This window comes from Thermophilibacter gallinarum, from assembly GCF_014982725.1.
GTDB lineage: Bacteria > Actinomycetota > Coriobacteriia > Coriobacteriales > Atopobiaceae > Thermophilibacter > Thermophilibacter gallinarum.
Window position 1 is genome coordinate 268,893 of record NZ_JADCJZ010000003.1, and the last position, 20,280, is coordinate 289,172.

Annotated in this window: 19 protein-coding genes; 6 read left to right on the forward strand and 13 right to left on the reverse strand. The window is 68.1% G+C overall.

Features of this window, described 5'->3' with window-relative positions:
• Position 1 precedes the first annotated feature (1 nt).
• Positions 2-1,066: a Gfo/Idh/MocA family protein gene (locus INF26_RS07950; RefSeq protein ID WP_193530408.1), complete on the reverse strand. Its 1,065-nt coding sequence runs from the start codon at positions 1,064-1,066 to the stop codon at positions 2-4.
• A 102-nt stretch (positions 1,067-1,168) separates the two neighbouring features.
• Here INF26_RS07950 and INF26_RS07955 point away from each other — a divergent pair, with 102 nt between their 5' ends.
• The 5 genes from INF26_RS07955 to INF26_RS07975 all read left to right on the forward strand — a co-directional run bounded on the left by INF26_RS07955 (position 1,169) and on the right by INF26_RS07975 (position 4,388).
• Positions 1,169-1,912: an acyl-[acyl-carrier-protein] thioesterase gene (locus tag INF26_RS07955; protein WP_193530409.1), complete on the forward strand. Its 744-nt coding sequence runs from the start codon at positions 1,169-1,171 to the stop codon at positions 1,910-1,912.
• On the forward strand, positions 1,909-2,334 hold the full coding sequence (locus tag INF26_RS07960) for a (deoxy)nucleoside triphosphate pyrophosphohydrolase (protein WP_193530410.1): 426 nt from the start codon (positions 1,909-1,911) through the stop codon (positions 2,332-2,334). Before INF26_RS07955 ends, INF26_RS07960 begins: the two co-directional genes overlap by 4 nt.
• 39 nt (positions 2,335-2,373) lie before the next feature.
• Positions 2,374-2,799, forward strand: coding sequence for a hypothetical protein (locus INF26_RS07965; RefSeq protein ID WP_193530411.1), 426 nt, complete (start codon positions 2,374-2,376; stop codon positions 2,797-2,799).
• Entirely contained in the window at positions 2,796-3,644 is an 849-nt protein-coding gene (gene thyA / locus INF26_RS07970) for a thymidylate synthase (protein ID WP_193530412.1), read from the forward strand. The genes INF26_RS07965 and thyA overlap by 4 nt, the downstream gene beginning before the upstream one ends.
• Before the next feature lie 246 nt (positions 3,645-3,890).
• Positions 3,891-4,388 (forward strand): dihydrofolate reductase, encoded by a 498-nt coding sequence (locus INF26_RS07975; protein WP_193530413.1) that lies wholly within the window; start codon positions 3,891-3,893, stop codon positions 4,386-4,388.
• A 213-nt stretch (positions 4,389-4,601) separates the two neighbouring features.
• Here INF26_RS07975 and INF26_RS07980 read toward each other — a convergent pair whose 3' ends face one another.
• The 12 genes from INF26_RS07980 to INF26_RS08035 all read right to left on the reverse strand — a co-directional run bounded on the left by INF26_RS07980 (position 4,602) and on the right by INF26_RS08035 (position 18,815).
• Positions 4,602-5,375, reverse strand: coding sequence for a phosphotransferase (locus tag INF26_RS07980; protein ID WP_193530414.1), 774 nt, complete (start codon positions 5,373-5,375; stop codon positions 4,602-4,604).
• A 39-nt stretch (positions 5,376-5,414) separates the two neighbouring features.
• Entirely contained in the window at positions 5,415-8,036 is a 2,622-nt protein-coding gene (gene adhE, locus INF26_RS07985) for a bifunctional acetaldehyde-CoA/alcohol dehydrogenase (protein ID WP_193530415.1), read from the reverse strand.
• Positions 8,037-8,244: 208 nt separating this feature from the next.
• Positions 8,245-8,556: a PLP-dependent transferase gene (locus tag INF26_RS07990; protein WP_193530416.1), complete on the reverse strand. Its 312-nt coding sequence runs from the start codon at positions 8,554-8,556 to the stop codon at positions 8,245-8,247.
• The gene (gene thrS / locus INF26_RS07995; protein WP_193530417.1) at positions 8,557-10,320 is read right to left on the reverse strand and encodes a threonine--tRNA ligase; all 1,764 of its coding nucleotides are present in this window, start codon (positions 10,318-10,320) and stop codon (positions 8,557-8,559) included.
• Positions 10,321-10,863: 543 nt separating this feature from the next.
• Positions 10,864-11,298, reverse strand: a complete 435-nt coding sequence (locus INF26_RS08000) for a zinc ribbon domain-containing protein (protein WP_193530418.1) — start codon at positions 11,296-11,298, stop codon at positions 10,864-10,866.
• Between the two features lie 68 nt (positions 11,299-11,366).
• Positions 11,367-12,806, reverse strand: coding sequence for a bifunctional folylpolyglutamate synthase/dihydrofolate synthase (locus INF26_RS08005; RefSeq protein ID WP_332307346.1), 1,440 nt, complete (start codon positions 12,804-12,806; stop codon positions 11,367-11,369).
• Between the two features lie 255 nt (positions 12,807-13,061).
• Positions 13,062-13,652, reverse strand: coding sequence for a GTP cyclohydrolase I FolE (gene folE / locus INF26_RS08010; RefSeq protein ID WP_193530507.1), 591 nt, complete (start codon positions 13,650-13,652; stop codon positions 13,062-13,064).
• Between the two features lie 2 nt (positions 13,653-13,654).
• Positions 13,655-14,485, reverse strand: coding sequence for a formate/nitrite transporter family protein (locus INF26_RS08015; RefSeq protein WP_193530419.1), 831 nt, complete (start codon positions 14,483-14,485; stop codon positions 13,655-13,657).
• The gene (locus INF26_RS08020) at positions 14,482-15,336 is read right to left on the reverse strand and encodes a bifunctional 5,10-methylenetetrahydrofolate dehydrogenase/5,10-methenyltetrahydrofolate cyclohydrolase (protein WP_193530420.1); all 855 of its coding nucleotides are present in this window, start codon (positions 15,334-15,336) and stop codon (positions 14,482-14,484) included. The genes INF26_RS08015 and INF26_RS08020 overlap by 4 nt, the downstream gene beginning before the upstream one ends.
• Entirely contained in the window at positions 15,336-15,971 is a 636-nt protein-coding gene (locus INF26_RS08025; protein WP_193530421.1) for a cyclodeaminase/cyclohydrolase family protein, read from the reverse strand. The genes INF26_RS08020 and INF26_RS08025 overlap by 1 nt, the downstream gene beginning before the upstream one ends.
• 9 nt (positions 15,972-15,980) lie before the next feature.
• Entirely contained in the window at positions 15,981-17,654 is a 1,674-nt protein-coding gene (locus tag INF26_RS08030; RefSeq protein ID WP_193530422.1) for a formate--tetrahydrofolate ligase, read from the reverse strand.
• Positions 17,655-17,735: 81 nt separating this feature from the next.
• Positions 17,736-18,815 (reverse strand): aldose epimerase family protein, encoded by a 1,080-nt coding sequence (locus INF26_RS08035; protein ID WP_193530423.1) that lies wholly within the window; start codon positions 18,813-18,815, stop codon positions 17,736-17,738.
• Between the two features lie 165 nt (positions 18,816-18,980).
• Here INF26_RS08035 and INF26_RS08040 point away from each other — a divergent pair, with 165 nt between their 5' ends.
• The gene (locus tag INF26_RS08040; RefSeq protein ID WP_226371966.1) at positions 18,981-20,009 is read left to right on the forward strand and encodes a LacI family DNA-binding transcriptional regulator; all 1,029 of its coding nucleotides are present in this window, start codon (positions 18,981-18,983) and stop codon (positions 20,007-20,009) included.
• Positions 20,010-20,280: the final 271 nt, after the last annotated feature.

Genomic DNA, 20,280 nt, shown 5'->3' on the forward strand with positions numbered 1-20,280 from the left:
GCTACTCGGCGAGGTCCGCGGGGAAGCGCACGCCGACCTGACGGCGGATCTCGTCCATGACGGCCAGGGAGTCGACCGTGACCCGCTCGAAGCGAGCGGCCGCCTCGAGCGCGGCGGCCTCGCCGCGGACGGCGGCGGTGAAGTCATCGATCTCGCAGACCATGTCGTTGGCGGGGACCTCGGCGGGAACGGGTCGGGTGGACGCCTCCTCCATGCGGAATATCAGGCCCTTGTCCTCGTGGTCGTGCACGCGGGGGTTCACGGGGCAGGACGTCTGGTCCCACAGGAGCGTCCCCTCCTCGCCCTCGACCTGCGAGGGGATCACGTCATCGCACATCTTCCCGTAGGAGAGGCTCACGATCTTGTCGCCGTAGCCGAGAAGAGCCTCGCCGGCGAGGTCGATGGTGGAGCAGGGGTCGTCGGCGGCGCAGCCCGGGACGGGCGCGGTGACGGCGAGGGCACGGACGGTCTTCGGCCTGCCGAAGAGGGCCACGGCCGGCTCGACGCAGTAGACGCCGATGTCCATGAGGGCGCCGCCCGCCAGCGCGGGGTCGAATATGTTCAGGCGCTCGCCGGCGCGCAGCCGCGCCATGCGCGAGGTCACCTTGGAGAAGCGCAGCGTCGCCAGGCGAACGGCGCCGAGCTCGGAGGCCGTGACGCGCTCGATGGCCGCGAAGGTAGGCACGTGCAGGTTGCGCATGGCCTCCATGGCCACGACGCCCTTCTCGCGCGCGGCGTCGAAGACCCTGCGGGCCTCGCGCTCGTTGGCGGCAAGCGACTTCTCCACGAGCACGTGCTTCCCGCCGGCGATCATGGCAAGCGCCTGGTCGGCGTGGAGGCCGTTGGGGCTGGAGACGTAGACCGCGTCGACCTCGTCGCTCGAGGCGAGCTCGGAGAGGTCGTCGAAGAAGAGCCGAGCGCCGTACCGCTCGCCGAACGCGCGGGCCCGGTCGAGGTCACGCGAGTAGGCAGCGACGTAGTCAGCCCCCTCCGCCTCGGCGAGCGCCTCGAGGAACCGCTCGCAGATGCCGCTCGTACCGATGGTCGCGAAACGAACCGTGCCCATGACTCTCCCTTCGTTGTCTGCCCCAAGCCGATTCTACACCGTCCTCTCCCGTGCGCGACGCCGTGCGCCCTGCTATGGTTCTCTTTGTGACAAGGAGGGACCATGGAGAAGTACAGCTTCGAGAGCCGCGTGCGCTACAGCGAGTGCGACGAGACGGGACGGCTCTCGCTCGTCTCTACGATCGACTACCTGCAGGACTGCTCCACGTTCCAGTCCGAGGAGCTCGGTCAGGGGTTCGCGTCGCTCGAGGCTCGCCACCTCGCCTGGGTGCTCGCCACGTGGCGGATCGAGGTCGAGGACCTGCCCGCGCTCGGTGACCGCATCCGGGTCTCCACCTGGTGCTACGAGATGACGCGGGCCCACGCGCTGCGCTGCTTCGAGATCGAGGCGGCCGACGGCCGCTCGCTGGTGCGCGCCGACTCCCAGTGGATCATGTTCGACGCGGAGCGGGGCCACGCCACCCGCGTCGCCGAGGATCAGCTCGTCTACCGCTCGGACGCGCCGCGCCTGGAGATGGGCCCGCTCGACCGACGCCTGCGGGCGAGCGGCGAGGGCACCCAGCTCGCACCCGTGCGCGTGAGGCCCCACAACCTTGACACCAACCGGCACGTGAACAACGCGCAGTACGTCATGTTCGCCGCGGAGGCGCTCGGGGACGCCGTGCTCTCGAGGACGCGCGGGTGCGTCTCGGTGCTCTATCGCCAGATGGCGCACCTGGACGACCTTCTCGTCCCCGTGGCGTACCCGTGCGAGCGCGGCTGGGACGTCGAGCTGACAGACGGGTCGGGCGGCACCTACGCGCTCGTCCGGTTCCAGCGGCTCGAGGACAGGGAGGACTGCTCATGAGCGAGGTCACACGGGTCGCGGCGGCCCTCATCCACCGCGACGGTCGGCTCCTGGCGGCGAGAAGGGCCGCGGGGCCGCAGGAGGGGCTCTGGGAGCTGCCGGGCGGCAAGGTCGAGGCCGACGAGCGCCCCGTTGAGGCCCTGCGTCGGGAGATCCGGGAGGAGCTCGGCTGCGAGCTGGGGGCCGCCTGGCTCTACGACACCGTGGAGCACGACTACCCCGACTTCCACCTGACGATGGACTGCTTCGTCTGCACGCTCGCGCCGGGGGCCGAGCCCGCGGCGAACGAGGGCGTCCACAGCGAGCTCCGCTGGCTCGAGCGCGAGGAGCTTCTCGACGTGGAGTGGCTTCCCGCCGACGTGGCGCTCGCCCGCTCGCTCACCTACTACTGGGACGAGGCCTTCGCCGACCAGCTCCTCTAGCGTCTTGGTATGATTGAGGGCAACGAGGGAGGAGAACCCATGGCCGAAGACAGGGACCAGCGCACCGAGGACCAGGGCGAGGGCAGCTCGAGGCCCCCCGTCATCGAGAGCGCGAGCGGCACGACCGACCCCGAGAACTCAAGCTCCGGAATCGCCGCCTATGTCGTTTTCGGCGTCGCCGTCGCCCTGCTCGCCGTCCTCTGCCTCGGCGTGTCGAGCTGCACCGGCATGCTCAGCACGCTCGCGGCGCAGTCCTACGACTACTCGTACGGACACGACCTCGACGGCTTCGAGCACGACGACCCGTACGACGAGTTCTACGACGAGTTCTACGACGAGCTCCTCTCCCCCGACGACGACCCCTACTACGACTTCGGCGACGACCTCGACTGGACGGGCGACGGCTGGCTCTCGAGCCGTCTCGTCGCCGCCGGGGCGCGCGGCGCGGAAGGAGGCCGGGCATGAGCAAGGCCGACGACCTCTTCATCTCCATGTGCTCCGACATCATCGCGCACGGCACCACGACCGAGGGCCAGAAGGTCCGCCCGCGCTGGGAGGACGGCACGCCCGCCTACACCATCAAGCGCTTCGGCGTCTGCAACCGCTACGACCTGCGCGAGGAGTTCCCGGCTCTGACGCTTCGCCGAACCGCCCTCAAGTCGGCGATGGACGAGGTTCTTTGGATCTACCAGCGCAAGTCGAACAACATCCACGACCTCAAGCCCCACATCTGGGACGAGTGGGCCGACGAGACGGGTTCGATCGGCAAGGCGTACGGCTATCAGGTGGGCGTGAAGTCCCACTACCCCGACGGCGACTACGACCAGATGGACCGCGTCCTCAAGGACCTGCACGAGAACCCCTACTCCCGCCGCATCATGACGAACCTCTACACGTTCGCCGACCTGTCCGAGATGAACCTCTACCCCTGCGCCTACAACGCGATCTACAACGTGACGCAGGAGCCGGACGAGGAGCGCCCCACCCTCAACATGGTGCTCGTCCAGCGCAGCCAGGACGTGCTCGCGGCCAACAACTGGAACGTGTGCCAGTATGCGATCCTGCTCATGATGGTGGCCCAGGTCTCGAACATGAACGCCGGCGAGCTCGTCCACATGATCGCCGACGCCCACATCTACGACCGCCATGTTGACGTCGTGCGAGAGCTCATCTCGCGCCCCACCTACCCCGCCCCCACCGTCCGCCTGAACCCCGAGGTCACGGACTTCTACGACTTCACGACCGACGATCTGATCGTCGAGAACTACGAGCACGGCCCGCAGGTCAAGAACATCCCGATCGCGGTCTGAGCGCCCAGCGAGAAGGGCGTGTCGCCCCGTGCTCAAACAGGTCCTCTTCGCACGGAGGCGACATCAAGTCGCCTCCGGCTCATGCGGAACTCCGCGCGGGACGACACGCCCTTCTCGCCTACTCATTTCGGCTCGACGGGCTCGGCGCTTTGTCCCGCCGCGAGTTCTTGCCGCGCTCTTTGCGGCAAGCTGTCTGAGCGCCGGGGCAATGCGCCGAGCCCCCAACGATGCAGAAAGGTATGAGTGATGAGCTGCAAGCTGAGTGCGATCGTGGCGGTGTGCGACGACTGGGGCATCGGGCTCGACGGCGGGATGGTCGTCGAGAACCGCGAGGACATGCGGCACTTCGTGGCCTGCACGACGGGCCACCCGGTCATCATGGGGAGAAGGACGCTCGAGAGCTTCCCGGGCGGGCGCCCGCTCAAGAACCGCCGCAACGTCGTGCTCACGCGCGACGCGTCCTTCTCGCTCGCGGGCGTCGACGTGGTGCACTCCGTCGAGGAGGCGCTCGCCGCGATCGCGGACGAGGACGAGGCGTGGGTGATCGGCGGAGGACAGGTCTACGAGCTGCTCCTCCCCCACTGCAACCGCGCCGTCGTGACGCGCAACCACTGCGTGCGACCCTGCGACACGCGCTTCCCCGACCTGGACGCCGACCCTGCCTGGGAGATCGTCGAGACCCGCGCGGGTGGCGTCACCCCCGAGGGCGTCCCCTTCGACTTCGTGACCTACGGGCGTCGCTAGCCGCTCGTCCTTATCGCCTCTCAGAGCACGCCTCCCGAGCGAGTGACGGGTTTCACGCACTGCCAGGTCGAAAAGCCTGCCCGCATGCGTAAAACCCGTCACTCGGGTCGTTTGACATGGGGTTATGACGCGCGGCGCCACAAACTAGCGCGGACGAAAAGGGCCCGCCAGCCGGGAGGCTGACGGGTCCGAAGTCGTGCGATGCGACGGACGCTAGTCGGTGTCGACCGCGGCGTCGACCTGGCTGCGGAGGAACTCCTCGGCGTCCTTGCGGCCGCGGGAGAGCTCGGCGGCGGCCATGACGGGCACCCAGTAGTGCACCTTCTGCTTGGCGATGTCGGCCTTCTTGGAGAAGAGGTCGAGGTAGGCGTCGGCGTGGCCGGGGTGATACATCTTGAAGAGGATGTAGGTCATCGCGGCGTCGGCCTCGGGCAGGCCACGGGTGACGTGGGTCCAGTCGCAGGCGTAGAGGGTGCCGTCCTCGGCGACGATCACGTTGGACGGGTTGAAGTCGCAGTGGCAGATGCTGCGGCCCGGCGCCATGCGGTCGGCCCTCATCTGGAGGTCGTAGCGCACGGACGGATCAAGCTCGGGAGCCTTGCCCACCATGCCGGCAATCTTGGTCTTCTGGTCCTTCATGAGATCGGAGCCGTAGATGCCCTGGATCTCGATCTGGAAGTCGACGAACTGCTCGAGGAGCTTGTCGTACTCGGGGGTGCCCTCGGCGGCGTCCATCAGCGAGCGCATGGTGACGCCCTCGACGTACTCCGTGGAGAGGGCCCAGGAGCCGTCGGCGACCTGGGAGACCTCGAGGACCTTGGGGACGCGGACGCCGGCCTCGATGACGCGGGCGATGTTGAGCGCCTCGTTGAAGACGTCCGACGCGGGCTTCGTGGACTTGAAGACCTTGACGATGCGACCGCCGTCGACATAGACGACCTTGTTGTGGCGCTCGACGATGACCTGCTTGCTGTCAGAAAGTTCCATTGCTGCCTCCTTCTGGGCAACGAGAAGAACGTGTGCGGACTAGTCCTCGTAGGAGCTGGGCTCGCGGCCGTAGAAGGCGTCGAGGTAGAGCTCCTTGATCTCGGAGATGAGCGGGTAGCGCGGGTTGGCGCCGGTGCACTGGTCGTTGAACGCGTTCTCGGACATCTCGTCGAGCGTGGCGAGGAAGTCCTCCTCGGTGACGCCGAAGCCGGCGATGGTCTCGGGCACGCCCACGTGAGCCTTGAGCTCCTCGATGCGGGCGATGAAGTTCTCGAAGACCTCCTGGTCGTTGCGGCCCTTGATGCCGCAGAAGCGACCGGCCTCGGCGTAGCGCGCCAGGGTCTTGGGGTGGTCATACTGCGGGAAGGTGCCCATCTTCACCGGGCGCTCGGCGGCGTTGTAGCGCATGACGCGGGTGAGGATGACGGCGTTGGCCAGGCCGTGCGCGATGTGGTGGTAGGCGCCGAGCTTGTGGGCCATGGAGTGGTTGACGCCGAGGAAGGCGTTGGCGAAGGCCATGCCGGCGAGGCAGGACGCGTTGGCCATGTGGTCACGGGCCTCGACGTCGGTGCCGTCGTCATAGGCGCGCTCGAGGTAGGTGAGGACGAGCTTCATGGCGCGCAGCGCGAGGCCGTCGGTGTAGTCGGACGCCATGATGGAGACATAGGCCTCGAGGGCGTGCGTGAGGACGTCGACGCCGGAGGCAGCGGTCAGGCCCTTGGGCTGGGTCATCATGTTGTCGGTGTCGACGATGGCCATGTTGGGCAGGAGCTGGTAGTCGGCAATCGGCCACTTGGTGCCCGTGTTGGCGTCGGTGATGATCGAGAAGGGCGTCACCTCGGAGCCGGTGCCGGAGGAGGTGGGGATGGCCACGAAGAAGGCCTTCTCGCCCATCTGCGGGAACGTGTAGACACGCTTGCGGATGTCCATGAAGTCCATGGCCATGTCCTCGAACTTGGCCTCGGGGTGCTCGTACATCATCCACATGATCTTGCCGGCGTCCATCGCGGAGCCGCCGCCGATGGCGATGATGCAGTCGGGCTCGAAGGCCTTGACCTGCTCGAGGCCGCGCTCGCAGTCCTGGAGCTTGGGGTCAGGCGAGATCGACCAGAAGCTGGAGTAGACGATGCCCTGCTCGTCGAGGGACGCCTCGATCTTCTTGGTGAAGCCGCTCTTGTAGAGGAAGGAGTCGGTGACGATGAAGGCGCGCTTCTTGCCGTAGACCTCGGAGAGCTCGCGAAGCGCCACGGGCATGCAGCCCTTCTTGAAGAAGACCTTCTCGGGAACACGGAACCACAGCATGTTCTCACGCCTCTCTGCGACGGACTTGATGTTGAGCAGGTGCTGGGGGCCGACGTTGCCCGAGACGGAGTTGCCGCCCCAGGAGCCGCAGCCGAGCGTCAGCGAGGGCGGCATCTTGAAGTTGTAGATGTCGCCGATGCCGCCCTGAGCGGCCGGGGTGTTGATGAGGATGCGGCACGTCTTCATTCGCTTGGCGTGCTCGGCCATCTTCTCGGTCTCGCGGGTGTCGATGAACAGCGAGCTCGTGTGGCCGTAGCCGCCGTCGGCGATGAGGCGCTCGGCCTTGGAGAGGGCGTCCTCCCAGTTCTTGGCGCGGTACATGCCGAGGATCGTGGTGAGCTTCTCGTGCGCCCACGGCTCGGACGGCTCGACGGACTCGACCTCGCCGATGAGGACCTTGGTGCTGGCCGGGACGGTCACGCCGGCGGCCTCGGCGATCTTGGGAGCGGGCTGGCCGACCATCTTGGCGTTGACGCCGCCGTTGACGATGACAGTGTTGCCGACCTTGGCGATCTCGTCGCCCTTGAGGAAGTAGCAGCCGCGCTTCTCGAACTCGGCCTTGACCTTGTTGTAGACCTTGTCGAGGACGATGACGTTCTGCTCGGTGGCGCAGATCATGCCGTAGTCGAAGGTCTTGGAGTGGATGATCGAGTTGACGGAGAGCTCGATGTCGGCGGTGTCGTCGATGATGGCCGGGTTGTTGCCCGGGCCGACGCCCAGGGCGGGCTTGCCGGAGGAGTAGGCCGCGTTGACCATGCCCGGGCCACCGGTGGCCAGGATGATGTCAGCGGAGCGCATGAGCTCGGAGGTCATGTCGAGGGACGGGACGTCGACCCAGTCGATGATGCCCTTGGGGGCACCCGCGGCCTCGGCGGCCTCGCGCACGATGCGGGCGGCCTCGGCGGTGCACTTGCCGGCGCGCGGGTGCGGGGAGATGAGGATCGCGTTGCGGGTCTTCAGGGAGATGAGCGTCTTGAAGATCGCGGTGGAGGTGGGGTTGGTCGTCGGGATGACGGCGGCGACGATGCCGAGCGGCTCGGCGATCTGCTTGTAGCCGAAGGCGGGGTCGTCGGAGATGACGTCGCACGTCTTCATGTCCTTGTACTTGTTGTAGATGTACTCGGAGGCATAGTGGTTCTTGATGACCTTGTCCTCCATGACGCCGTAGCCGGTCTCCTCGACGGCCATCTTGGCCAGCGGGATGCGGGCCTTGTTGGCGGCCATGGCGGCCTCATAGAAGATCTTGTCCACCTGCTCCTGGGTGAACGTAGCGAACTCGGCCTGCGCGACGCGCATCTCCCTGATGCGCTCCTGCAGCGCCTCGACGCTGTCAATCGGGGTCCTGACGTAGTCTGCCATGCGTTCCTCCTATTTCTCGGACCGGACAGCGACGCATCGCAGCTCGGTCGTACAAAGGACAAGGTAAAGCGCTGTGGTACGGACCTACATGCACGCATTTGTGCATACGCGTTGAGTATACCATGACGCAACGAACGACCGTCATCGGGAGCCGCGCGCGCCGGCGCGGGCGGCGGGCGGGGCGTGAAGCGACGCGCGCAGCCCGACGTCAGCCGGCGAGAAGGGCCTCGAGCTCCATGACCTGATCGCGCGGGTCGCGCTCGTCGGCCTCCCAGAGGCGCCACTCCCCCGCCGCGAGATACGCCACGCGCGGGCCGAAGCCGCCGACGAGCTCGTTGGCCGCCCGCGGGAAGTCCGGGTCCGTCTTGAGGCCGGGATAGCGCACGGCCTCGACGCGAGGGTGGGCCGCAAGGTAGTTGGCGACGACCTGGGCCGAGTCGGACAGGGCGCGCCAGCGCTCCCGCCCTATCTGGGACGAGAGCGCTGAGAGCGCATCTATGTCGAGATGTCCCTCGCCCACCTAGCGGCGCTCGGCGATCTCGGCCGTGACGTCGGCGACGAACTCGTCGAGCTCGCGCGTGACGGTCTCGTTGGAGCGGTCGCGCACGGAGATGTTGCCGGCCTCGACCTCCTGCTCGCCGATGATCAGCATGTAGGGCGGGCGGTCGATGTTGCGCGCCTCGCGGATCTTGTAGCCGATCTTCTCGTCGCGCTCGTCGAGGACCGCGCGGATGCCGGCAGCCTCGAGCTTCTCGGTGACCGAGCGCGCGTAGTCGCGGCTCTTCTCGGAGACGGGCAGCACCTTCACCTGGCAGGGCGCGAGCCAGGTGGGGAACTTGCCGGCGAAGTGCTCGATCAGAATGCCGATGAAGCGCTCGATGGAGCCGAAGCACACGCGGTGAAGCATGATCGGGCGCTTCTTGGAGCCGTCGGCGTCCGTGTACTCGAGGTCGAAGTTGATCGGCATCTGGAAGTCCAGCTGCACGGTGCCGCACTGCCAGGTGCGGCCGAGCGAGTCCTCCAGGTGGAAGTCGATCTTGGGGCCGTAGAAGGCGCCGTCGCCCTCGTTGACCACGTAGTCCTTGCCGAGCTTCTCGAGGGCCACTCGCAGGGCCTCCTCGGCGCGCGCCCAGTCCTCGTCGGAGCCCATGGAGTCCTCGGGACGCGTGGAGAGCTCGAGGTGGTAGGTGAAGCCGAACTTCTCGTACACCGAGTCGATGAGGTTCACGACGCCGACGATCTCGTCGGTGAGCTGGTCGGGACGCACGAAGAGGTGGGCGTCGTCCTGGTTGAAGCAGCGCACGCGGAAGAGGCCGTGCAGGGCGCCGCGCATCTCGTGGCGGTGCACCAGGCCGATCTCGCCGGCACGGATGGGCAGCTCGCGGTAGCTGTGCGGCTTGGAGGAGTACACGAGCACGCCGCCCGGGCAGTTCATGGGCTTAACGCAGTACTCCTCGTCGTCGATGATCGTGGAGTACATGTTGTCCTTGTAGTGGTCCCAGTGGCCGGAGGTCTTCCAGAGCTCCTTGCTCATGATCATGGGCGTGGAGATCTCCACGTAGCCCGCGGCGCGGTGGATCTCGCGCCAGTAGTCGAGCAGCTCGTTCTTGAGCGTCATGCCGTTGGGCAGGAAGAACGGGAAGCCGGGGGCCTCGTCGCGCATCATGAAGATGTCCATCTCGCGGCCGATCCTGCGGTGGTCGCGCTTCTTGGCCTCCTCGAGCAGGCGCAGGTGCTCGTCGAGCTCCTCCTTCGTGGCGAAGGCGGTGCCGTTGACGCGGATGAGCATCTTGTTGTCCTTGTCGCCCTTCCAGTAGGCGCCCGAGACGCCGGTGAGCTTGAAGGCCTTGAGCGCCTTGGTGTAGGTGAGGTGCGGGCCCACGCACATGTCGACGTACTCGCCCTGCTGGTAGAAGGTGATGCGAGCGTCCGGGTCGAGGTCTCCGATGTGCTCGACCTTGTACTTCTCGCCGCGCTCCTCCATGAGGGCGATGGCCTCGGCGCGCGGGAGCTCGAAGACCGTGAACTTGAGGTTCTCCTTCACGATCTTCTTCATCTCCGCCTCGATGGCCGGGAAGTCCTCCTCGGAGATCTTCTGGCCCTCGGGGAGGTCGATGTCATAGTAGAAGCCGTTGTCGGTGGCCGGGCCGTAGGCGAAGTCGGCCTCGGGGTACAGACGCTTGATGGCCTGCGCCATGATGTGGGCGGCGCTGTGACGGACGACGTGGGTGACCTCCTCGGCCGGGCACTCGTCGATGTGACCGTCGTTGTACAGGACCTTCATGGGATGCACCTTTCTAGCGGGGTGTGAACATGAAAAACGCCCGCACACCGCGCATGCGGTGCCGAGCGATATGCGGCGCCTGCCCGGGGCCTGCCGGCCGGGATGGACAGACGCCTAGATAGTCTGCGTTCGGGAGATATGTGCGGCGAAGCGCTGCATCTGCGTGCTGCCTTTCGTAATCGGTCCTGTATAGGTTTACCACAAGTGGCGAGCGCGCGCACTCCCCTCTCGCCCGGGCCGGACGTGGCGCCGCGCCCCGTGTCGGCGGATCGCTTAAGAAATCGGGGTCGTTGTAGGTTCGCGGGGGCGGAGGCCTGGCGGCATGGAGGCGCCAACTGGGGTTTCTCGCCAAGAAACACTTCTCGACAAGCGAATAGTCCCTCTCGACCTACAACTACCCCGATTCTCTAAGCAGCGCGGCCACGCCAACCTACAACTACTCCACTTTCTTAAGCGCACGCCGGCACAACGGGCCGGCCGGGTCGGTCGCGCACGAAAAAGGCCCCGCGAACGGGGCCCTGAAGAGACGATGTTCGAGACGCACTACTGCTGGATGCGCGTGCGGCAGTAGGGGCACACCTTCCAGTCGGCGTTGAGCGGGCGGTGGCAGGTGGGGCAGACGTTGCGGACCTGCGTGTTGCAGATCGGGCAGACCACGAAGTCGCGGTCGATCGGGGCGCCGCACTTGGGGCAGATGCCGTAGTGCGAGAGCTGGTGCTCGCGCAGGGCGATGTCCAGGTCCTGCTCCTCGCGGTCGATCAGGTAGGAGCTGGGGCGCAGGATCACGTAGGCGAGCAGGCCCACGATGGGGATGACGGAGATGATGGCCCACATCCACCAGGGCTCGGCGCCGCGGCGCTGCGCGTCGCGGATGACGTAGACGATGGAGAGGACGTAGAGCATGACGACGCACACGACCATCAGGTAGAGGACCATGCGAACCTCAGGGGTGATGAGCTGGTCGATAAGTTCTTGCATGTCGGGAACTCCTTCGGACTATGGGCGCGGCGTCACGCCGCCACATACAAGCAGGATTGTAGCAAAAGCTACCGGAAGAGGGCCGCAAGCTCTCCCGCGAGGGTGATGGAGCCGCACGCGACGTACGATTCTCCACACAATGCCGACGTTGCCTCCCCGACCGTGGGGTACGCCCCGAGCACGTCCGCGCCGGCGTCCGAGAAGGCGCGCGCCAGCTCCGCGGCGGGAAGTGCCCGCGGGCTCGCGGTCTGCGTGACCGCGACGCGGGGGAACGCCCCGGCGAGAAGCTCGACGATGCCGTCGACGTCCTTGTCGGCGAGCACGGCGGCGAGAAGGACCGGCCGCTCGTCGCGGTCGGGGGCGACGTCGGCGAGCGCGGCGAGAAACGCCTCGACCGACTGGGGGTTGTGGCAGGCGTCAATGAGGACGGGGGGCTCGGGACGCAGCAGCTGGAAACGCCCGGGCGTCGGGCACTGGACGACCGAGGTAAAGAGCGCGTCCGCGTCGAGCGCGCGGCCGAGGTACTCCTCGCAGAGTGCCACCGCGCAGGCGATGTTCTGCGCCTGGTAGGCGGGCTTCAGAGCCGCCAGCTCGGCATAGGTCGCGCGCGGCGTAGTCACGTCAAGCTCGAGCGGCGCGCCGAGACGGTGCGGATGCTTGGTGACGTGGAAGCTGGCAACGGGCAGCCCGTCCGATGGGCCCGCGCTTGTTTCTGGCGATTTCGCGCAGCGAGCGAGCGAAGCGAGCGCTGAGCCAGGGGCAAGCGTGGACTCCTCGGACGGGAGGACAAGCACGGGCACCACTCCCGCCGTGCGCGCCTGGTCGAGAAGGACCCGCTCAACCGAAGCGGGCTCCGCGGTCCCGGCACCGAGCACGCAGGTGCGACCCGGCTTGATGATGGCGGCCTTCTCGCCCGCGATCTCCTCGAGCGTGTCCCCGAGGATGCGCGTGTGGTCGAGGCCGATGCCGGTCACCGCGACCGAGCGGATCGACTTGGCCGCCGACGTGGCGTCCCAGCGTCCGCCGAGCCCGCACTCGAGCACGGCGACGTCGACGCCGGCCTCGGCGAAGACGACCATCGCCGCGACGGTGAGCGTGTCGAACTCGGTGATGTCGTAGGGCCGCTCCCCCACCGCCGAGCGCCGCGCGTTCACGCGCTCGCCGGCGACCTTGGCTGCGGAGACGCCGTGGGCGAACGCCTCCTCCGACACAGGCCTCCCGCCGACCTCCATGCGCTCCGTGTAGCTCACGAGCTCGGGCGAGGTGTAGAGGGCAACGTCGAGCCCCTCCCCCGCGAGGATGGCGGCCGTGTAGCGCGCCGTGGACGTCTTCCCGTTGGTGCCCGCGATCTGCACGCACTCGAACGCGAGGTCGGGGTCGCCGAGCTCGGCGAGCATGTCCTCCACGGTCTCCAGCAGCGGGCAGATCCCGAAGCGCAGCGCCCCGCGCACGTGCGCGAGCGCCTCCGCATACGTCATCTCCGGTACCTCGAACGGCAGCTGATACACAACTATCTCCCTTGTCACTCGTTCGGCGGGGTCTGTGGGCGTGCCCCGGCGCTCAGACAGCTTTGCCGTACCTCCGGTCCGGCAAAGAACTCGCGGCGGGACACGCCCACAGACCCTGACGCGAGGTTAACGAGCTCGTATTGCGCGCGGCGGGCGCGCGGGCGGGGAACGTCCGCCGCGAGTTCTTGCCGAGCGTCCTTCTCGGCAAGCCGTTTGAGCGCCGGATGTTCCTCGCCCGGGCGCTCGCGTCGAGGCCTACAGCCCGAGCAGGCGCAGGGCCTCCTCGCGGGTCTTGAGGTCGCGCAGGCAGCCGCGCACCGCGGAGGTCGTGGTGAGCGCGCCGGCCGCGCGGATGCCGCGCATGGTCATACAGGTGTGCTCGGCCTCGAGGACCACGAGCACCCCGAGCGGGTCGAGCTCCCGCACCATGGCGTCGGCGATCTGGCCCGTGAGCCGCTCCTGGACCTGCAGGCGCCGTGCGTAGCCCGAGACGCAGCGGGCGATCTTGGAGAGCCCGGTGATGCGCCCGTCGCGCGGGATGTAGCAGACGTGGGCACGTCCGGTGAACGGAAGGATGTGGTGCTCGCACAGCGACGAGAACGGGATGTCCTTGACGATCACCATCTCCTGGTTGCCCGGCTCATGGAACTGCTTCCTCAGGTGCGCGCCGGGATCCTCCTGCATGCCCCCGAGGACCTCCTCGCAGGCCCTCGCCACGCGATCCGGCGTGCCGAGAAGCCCCTCGCGGTCCGGGTCCTCCCCGATCGCGAGCAGCAGCTCACGGACCGCCGCCTCCACGCGCGGCTTGTCGATGGGGCCGAAGCCCTGCTCGTTCTTCTCGACCACGCTCACGCGCGCCCCCTTCCGCGCCCGTACACGAACCAGTACGAGACGCCGACGAGTACCACGCCGCCCACGAGGTTGCCCAGGGTGGCGGCAGTCAGGTTGGAGATGACACCGGAGAGCTCGACGCCCCCCGCGACCACGCCCGTCGCCTGGAGCATGAGGGCGTAGGGCAGGAAGAACATGTTGGCGACGCAGTGCTCGAAGCCGGCCGCCATGAAGGCCATGACGGGCAGGAGCGCCGAGAAGAACTTGTCGGTAACGGAGTTGGCGGAGTGGCCAACCCAGACCGCCAGGCAGACGAGCAGGTTACACAGGACCGCGCGGGAGAAGGCGACGCCCCACCCGAGCGCGACCTTGCCCTCCGCCACGGCGATCGCAGCCTGACCGAGCGCTCCGCCGTTCGCGGAGGCGACGTCGGCGGCGAGCACGAGCGCCGCGGCGAGCACGCTCCCCAGCAGGTTGCCGAGAAGGACGACGCCCCAGCTCGCGAGCAGCCTGCCCCAGGAGAACCGGCCGGCGAGCGGGCCCATGACCATGAGGCAGTTCCCCGTGAAGAGCTCGGCGCCGGCCGCCAGGATCAGGAAGAGGCCCAGCGCGAAGGAGAACCCGCCAAGGAGCTGGGTGGCGGCGAAGGGCAGCGTCGCGTCGGACTTGACGACGAGCATGAACGTCGCCCCCATGGAGATGAAGACGCCGGCCAGCACGGAGAGCACCAGGGCGCTCACGACGTCGGTGCCCGCCTTCGTCTCGGCGACGCGCTCGTTCTTGAGCTCCATCGACGCCGGCGTCATCGCCCCGCTGTAGGACGAGGACGGCTTCTCGGTAACCCTCATCGGCAGCTCCTCTCGGCGGCCTCGACGACGTGCTTGGCAAGGACCGCGGTGGTGACGGAGCCCACCCCTCCCGGGACGGGCGTGATGGCGTCGACGACGCCGCTGACGGCGTCATAGTCTACGTCACCGACGAGGCGCGCGCTCCGCTCGTCCCAGTTGATGCCGACATCGACCACGACCTGGCCCTCGCGCACCGACTCGCGTCCGACGATGCCCGGACGGCCCGCCGCGACGACGAGGACGTCCGCCTGCCGGCAGACGGAGGCCAGGTCGCGGGTTCTCGAGTGGCACATGGTGACGGTCGCGTCGCGAGCCTGGAGCATGAGCGAGACGGGGCGCCCGATCACGAGGGAGCGCCCGACGACCGTGACGCGGGCCCCGGCGAGGGGCACATCGTAGTGGTCGAGAATCTCGAGGACGGCCGCGGCCGTGCACGGCGGGAAGCCGACGGGACGGCCTGAGAAGACGCCGGCGAGCGACGCGTCGGTCGCGCAGTCGACGTCCTTCTCGGGCGCGAGGGCGGCGCAGGCGGCGGCCTCGTCCAGAGTCGGCGGAAGCGGGCGGAGCATGAGGCAGCCGTGGACGGAGCCGTCCCGGTTGACGCGGTCGATCACGGCGAGAAGGTCATCCTGCCCGCAGTCTGCCGGAAGCGTGACCCGACGCACGTCTATGCCGACGCGCTCGCAGCGCTTCAGCGCGCCCCGCTCGTAGGCGAGGTCGTCCTCACGCTCGCCGACGCGCACGATCGCGAGCGTCGGGACGAGTCCGCGCTCGGCGAGAGGGACGACGCGCGCGGCGAGCCTCTCGGTGAGCGCGGCGGCGACGGGCGCACCGCGCAGCTCGACGGCCATCAGCGAACCGACCTCCCCGCCAGTCGACGGGCGAGCGCGCGGGCCCGCGGGACGAACTCGTCGAGCATCTCGTCGCACGCGGCCTCGATGCTCGCGACGGTGTCGTCCCCGGGGAGAGACGAGGTGTTGACGAAGACGTTGACGCTCGCGGCCTGGAGGGCGGCGGCGGCGAGCAGGGCACCGCAGGCCACGTCGGAGGCGAGCAGGCGCGAGCATCTCTCGGACATCTCCTCGAGAAGCACGATCGCGCGGCAGCACTCCCCCATCATGGCGAGGGGGGCCATGCAGGCGCCCTTCGTCGCCCTCACGACCGCGTCCGCGCGGGAGGGGTCCTCGCGCGGGAGCGCGTAGGCATCGAGAAGGGGCAAGAAGCCCTCGGCGTCGTCGTCGACGAGCGCCAGGAGCCGGAACCGGACATCCTCGGTCTCCTCCATGATCTGGGAGACCTCTTGCTCGACGTCGGCGAAGCGCGGCTTTCCGACCGTCAGGGCGCCCGCCATGGAGCAGAGCGCCGCGGCGAGGGAGCCCACGAGCGCAGCAGCACCGCCGCCGCCGGGCACGCCCTCCTCCGAGGCGAGTCTGTCACCGAACTCCTCGCAGCTCAGCTCCGTGAGCCTCTTCTTCGTGGGTGCCACGGGCGGGCCCTAGAACAGGCCGACGATGCGTCCGTCGGACGTGACGTCGATCTTCTCGGCGGCGGGCACCTTCGGCAGACCCGGCATCGTCATGATGTCGCCGGTGAGGGCGACGATGAAGCCGGCGCCGGCGGACACCTTGAGGTTGCGGACCGTGATGCGGAAGCCGCGCGGGGCGCCGAGCTTGGTCTGGTCGTCCGAGAACGAGTACTGCGTCTTCGCCACACAGATGGGCAGGTTGCCAAAGCCCTGCTCCTCGAGCTGCTTCAGCTGCTTTGCCGCCGCACTCGTGAAGTCGACGCCGTCGGCATGGTAGACCTTGGTCGCGATGGCGGTGAGCTTGTCCACGATCGTGTCGTCCACGTCGTAGGCGAAGCGGAAGTCGCTCGGCTGCTCGCAGAGGCGCACGACCTCCTCGGCGAGCGCGCACCCGCCCTCGCCGCCCTTGGCCCAGACCTCGGAGAGCGCGACGTTGACGCCGAGCTCGTTGCACTTGCGCTTGACGAGCGCGAGCTCCGCGGCGGTGTCCGTGGGGAACGCGTTGATGGCGACGACGACCGGGAGACCCCAGACGTCGCGGATGTTGGAGACGTGCTGGAGCAGGTTGGGCATGCCGGCCTCGAGCGCCTCGAGGTTCTCGGTGCCCAGGTCGGCCTTCGCGACCCCCCCGTTGTACTTGAGCGCCCGCACGGTGGCGACCAGCACGACGGCACTCGGCTTGAGGCCGGCGTAGCGGCACTTGATGTCGAGGAACTTCTCGGCGCCGAGGTCGGCGCCGAAGCCTGCCTCGGTGACCACGTAGTCGGCGAGCTTGAGTGCCGTGGTGGTTGCCTCGACGGAGTTGCAGCCGTGGGCGATGTTGGCGAAGGGGCCACCGTGGACGAAGGCGGGGTTGCCCTCGAGCGTCTGGACGAGGTTGGGCTTGATGGCATCCTTGAGCAGGGCCGTCATGGCACCCTCGGCGTGGATGTCGGCCACGGTCACCGGCTTGCGGTCATAGGTGTAGGCGATGACCATGCGGGCGAGGCGGGCCTTCAGGTCCATGAGGTCGGTGGCCAGGCAGAAGACCGCCATGACCTCGGAGGCGACGGTGATGTCGAAGCCGTCCTGGCGCGGCATGCCGTCGGCGATGCCGCCGAGGCCGTCCACGACGTTGCGGAGCTGACGGTCGTTCATGTCGACGCAGCGCTTCCACACGATGCGGCGCGGGTCGATGCCGAGGGCGTTGCCCTGCTTGATGTGGTTGTCGAGCATGGCGGCGCAGAGGTTGTTGGCGGCACCGATGGCGTGGAAGTCCCCGGTGAAGTGGAGGTTGATGTCCTCCATGGGGACGACCTGTGCGTAGCCGCCGCCCGCCGCGCCGCCCTTGATACCGAACACGGGGCCGAGCGAGGGCTCGCGAAGGGCGAGCATCGTCTGGTGGCCGAGGCGGTTCATGGCGTCGGCGAGGCCGATCGAGGTGGTGGTCTTCCCCTCGCCGGCGGGCGTGGGGTTGATGGCGGTCACGAGGACGAGCCTGCCCTTGCGCGGGCGGTCCGCGAGCGAGTGGATGTCCACCTTCGCCTTGGTGTAGCCGTACGGCTCGATCATGTCCTCGGAGAGGCCGGCCTTGGCGGCGACCTCCGAGATGGGAAGCATCCGAGCCTCCTGGGCGATCTCGATGTCAGACTTGTACGCGGCCATCTCTCCCCCTCGCGTCGGTTGAACGGGTCTCTGCCCGCACCCTACTATACCGCGCCGCTCGCCGCGACACCTCGCGGCGGCCTAGCGCACCGAGAAGCGCCAGACGATCGTGGAGGAATACGGGCGGCCGGGCTCGCAGACGGGGGTCTCCCACTCCGCGTGATGCACGTTGTCCGGGTAGAACTCCGGCTCGAACGCGAAGCCGTCGCGCGGGCCGTAGACGGCCCCGTCCTTCACCCCGGCGGCGTCCTCGAGCCAGTTGCCCGTGTAGAGGTGCGCGCCCGGGGTGGTTATGGAGACGTCCAGCACACGACCGCTCGCCGGGTCCTCCGCGTGGAGCGCGGGGCGCGGGATGGAGAGCGGCTCGTAGCCATACACGCAGAAGCAGTGGTCGTATCCGCGCGCGCGGCAGAGCTGCTCGCAGTCCTCCTCGATGTCGGCGCCGAGCGCCTTGGGGGAGCCGAAGTCGAAGGGCGTGCCCGCGACGGGTCTGACCTCCCCCTCGGAGACCGAGTCCTCGCGAACCGGAAGGAAGGAGCCGGCGTCGATGGAGACGACCTGGGAGAGCACGTCGCCCGCAGCGTGGCCCGCGAGGTTGAAGTAGGCGTGGTTGGTCATGTTGACGTAGGTCGGGGCGTCCGACTCGCACCCGAGGTCGAGCCTCAGCACCGCGGCGCCCCGCTCGTCGCTCGAGAGCGTGTAGACTGCCGTGAGCTCGCGGTTGCCCGGGAGCCCCAGCTCCCCGTCGGACAGCTCGCAGGAGAAGGAGACCGAGCAGGCGTCCTCGTCGACGCTCGCGCGCCACAGTCGCTTGTGGAGGCCCCTCTCGAGGTCGGAGTGCAGGTTGTTGGCGAGCCCGGGACCGTCGTTGCCGGGCAGGTGGTAGACCTTCTCGCCGAGGGGCACCTCGGCACGGTCGGTGCGGTTGGCTACGGGGCCGATCACGCCGCCGTAGCAGGCGCCGTTGACGCCCGCGTAGCCGCTCACGTCGGCGTAGCCGAGCACGACGTCGGCGGGCTCGCCCGCCCTGTCGGGAACCTCGACGCCCAGGAGCGTGGCACCGAAGTCGCTCACGCGCACGCGCGCGCCGCCGCACGAGAGGGTGTAGGCATGCGCCTCCTCGCCCGAAGGCGCCACTCCAAACTCTGAAACCTCGACCATCATGCGCTCCCTTCTGTCGCAGACGGGACAGATGGACACCGTTCACCGTCTGGTCGGATACGTCCGCTCTCCAGATGTTAACGTACACATAGGCATTTATCGGCGGATTAGCTGTTTTTTCGACGTCGTGTCCCAAACGACGTGCGAACGGTTGGAGGTGGGGCGATGACCGCAGGGCCCATGGGATTCCAGCCCTCCCCCCGCCCCGTCTCCATGGCCGAGGTGGCGCGCGCGGCAGGCGTCTCCCAGCAGACCGTCTCGCGCGTGGTCAACGGGCAGCCGAACGTGAGCGACCGCACCCGCGAGCGCGTGCTCGCGGCCGTCCGCGAGCTCGGGTTCCGCCCCAACTTCGCGGGCAAGTCGCTGAGAAGCGGACGCTACAACTCCCTCGGCCTGTGCCTCTACAACGTCGACCAGTTCGGCAACCTCGCCACGATCAAGGGCATCCTCAACGCGGCCAGCGACATGGGCTACGCCGTGACGACGATGGAGATGGACGACCGCACCCCGCTCTCCCTTGAGGAGGCGTCCCGTCGCATGATGGGCCTGCCCATCGACGCGCTGATCATCAGCATGAGCATCAAGGCCAGCGACTTCGAGGCCTTCGAGCCGCAGCCGGGCCTCTCGACGGTCCTGCTCTCCATGTACGACCACCCGCTCTGCACGACGGTGGACTCCGACCAGTACGCCTGCTCGGAGATCGTCATGGAGCACCTCCTCGAGCGGGGCCACCGCGAGATCCGCTTCGTCGGCGGGCCCTCCTACTCGGTCGACTCCGTCTTTCGCGAGAAGGGCTGGCGCGACGCGCTCGAACGCCGCGGCCTGCGCGTCGTCGAGCCCGAGCGCGGGGACTGGACCGCCTCAGCCGGCTACGAGGCTGGCGCACGGCTCGCGAACGACCGTGACGCGACGGCCATCTACGTCGCCAACGACCAGATGGCCGTCGGGGTGATCTCGGCGCTCCAGGACGCCGGGCTGCGCGTCCCGGAGGACGTGAGCGTCGTCGGCGTGGACGACTCCCTCAGCCGCACGCTGCCCCACGTGTGGCTCACCACGGTCCAGTTTGACCTCCTCGCACGCGGCCGCACGGCCGTCGAGCACGCCCTGCTGGGATCGGCCCCCGGATACCGCCCGGTTGCCATACGCATTCGACCGAAGCTCGTCGAGCGCTCGAGCGTGGTCGACCTGCGCTAAGTGCACCGCGCACCGTCTCCGGCGGCCCCGCTGCGTCAGCTGCTTAGAAATCCGGGGTAGTTGTAGCTTGCGGCGCTCTGACTGCTTAGGGATTAGGGGTAGTTGTAGGTCGCGCGCCGGCGAGAAGTACTTCTCGCCGGCAAACCCCAGTTGCGAGCGAATCCATAGGCCTTCTCGCTGCCGCATGACGTCCACGAAGGTGCAACCACCCCGAATCCTTAAGCACGAAGCCTCGCACAACCTGCAACCACCCGCTTTTCTTAAGCGGGGC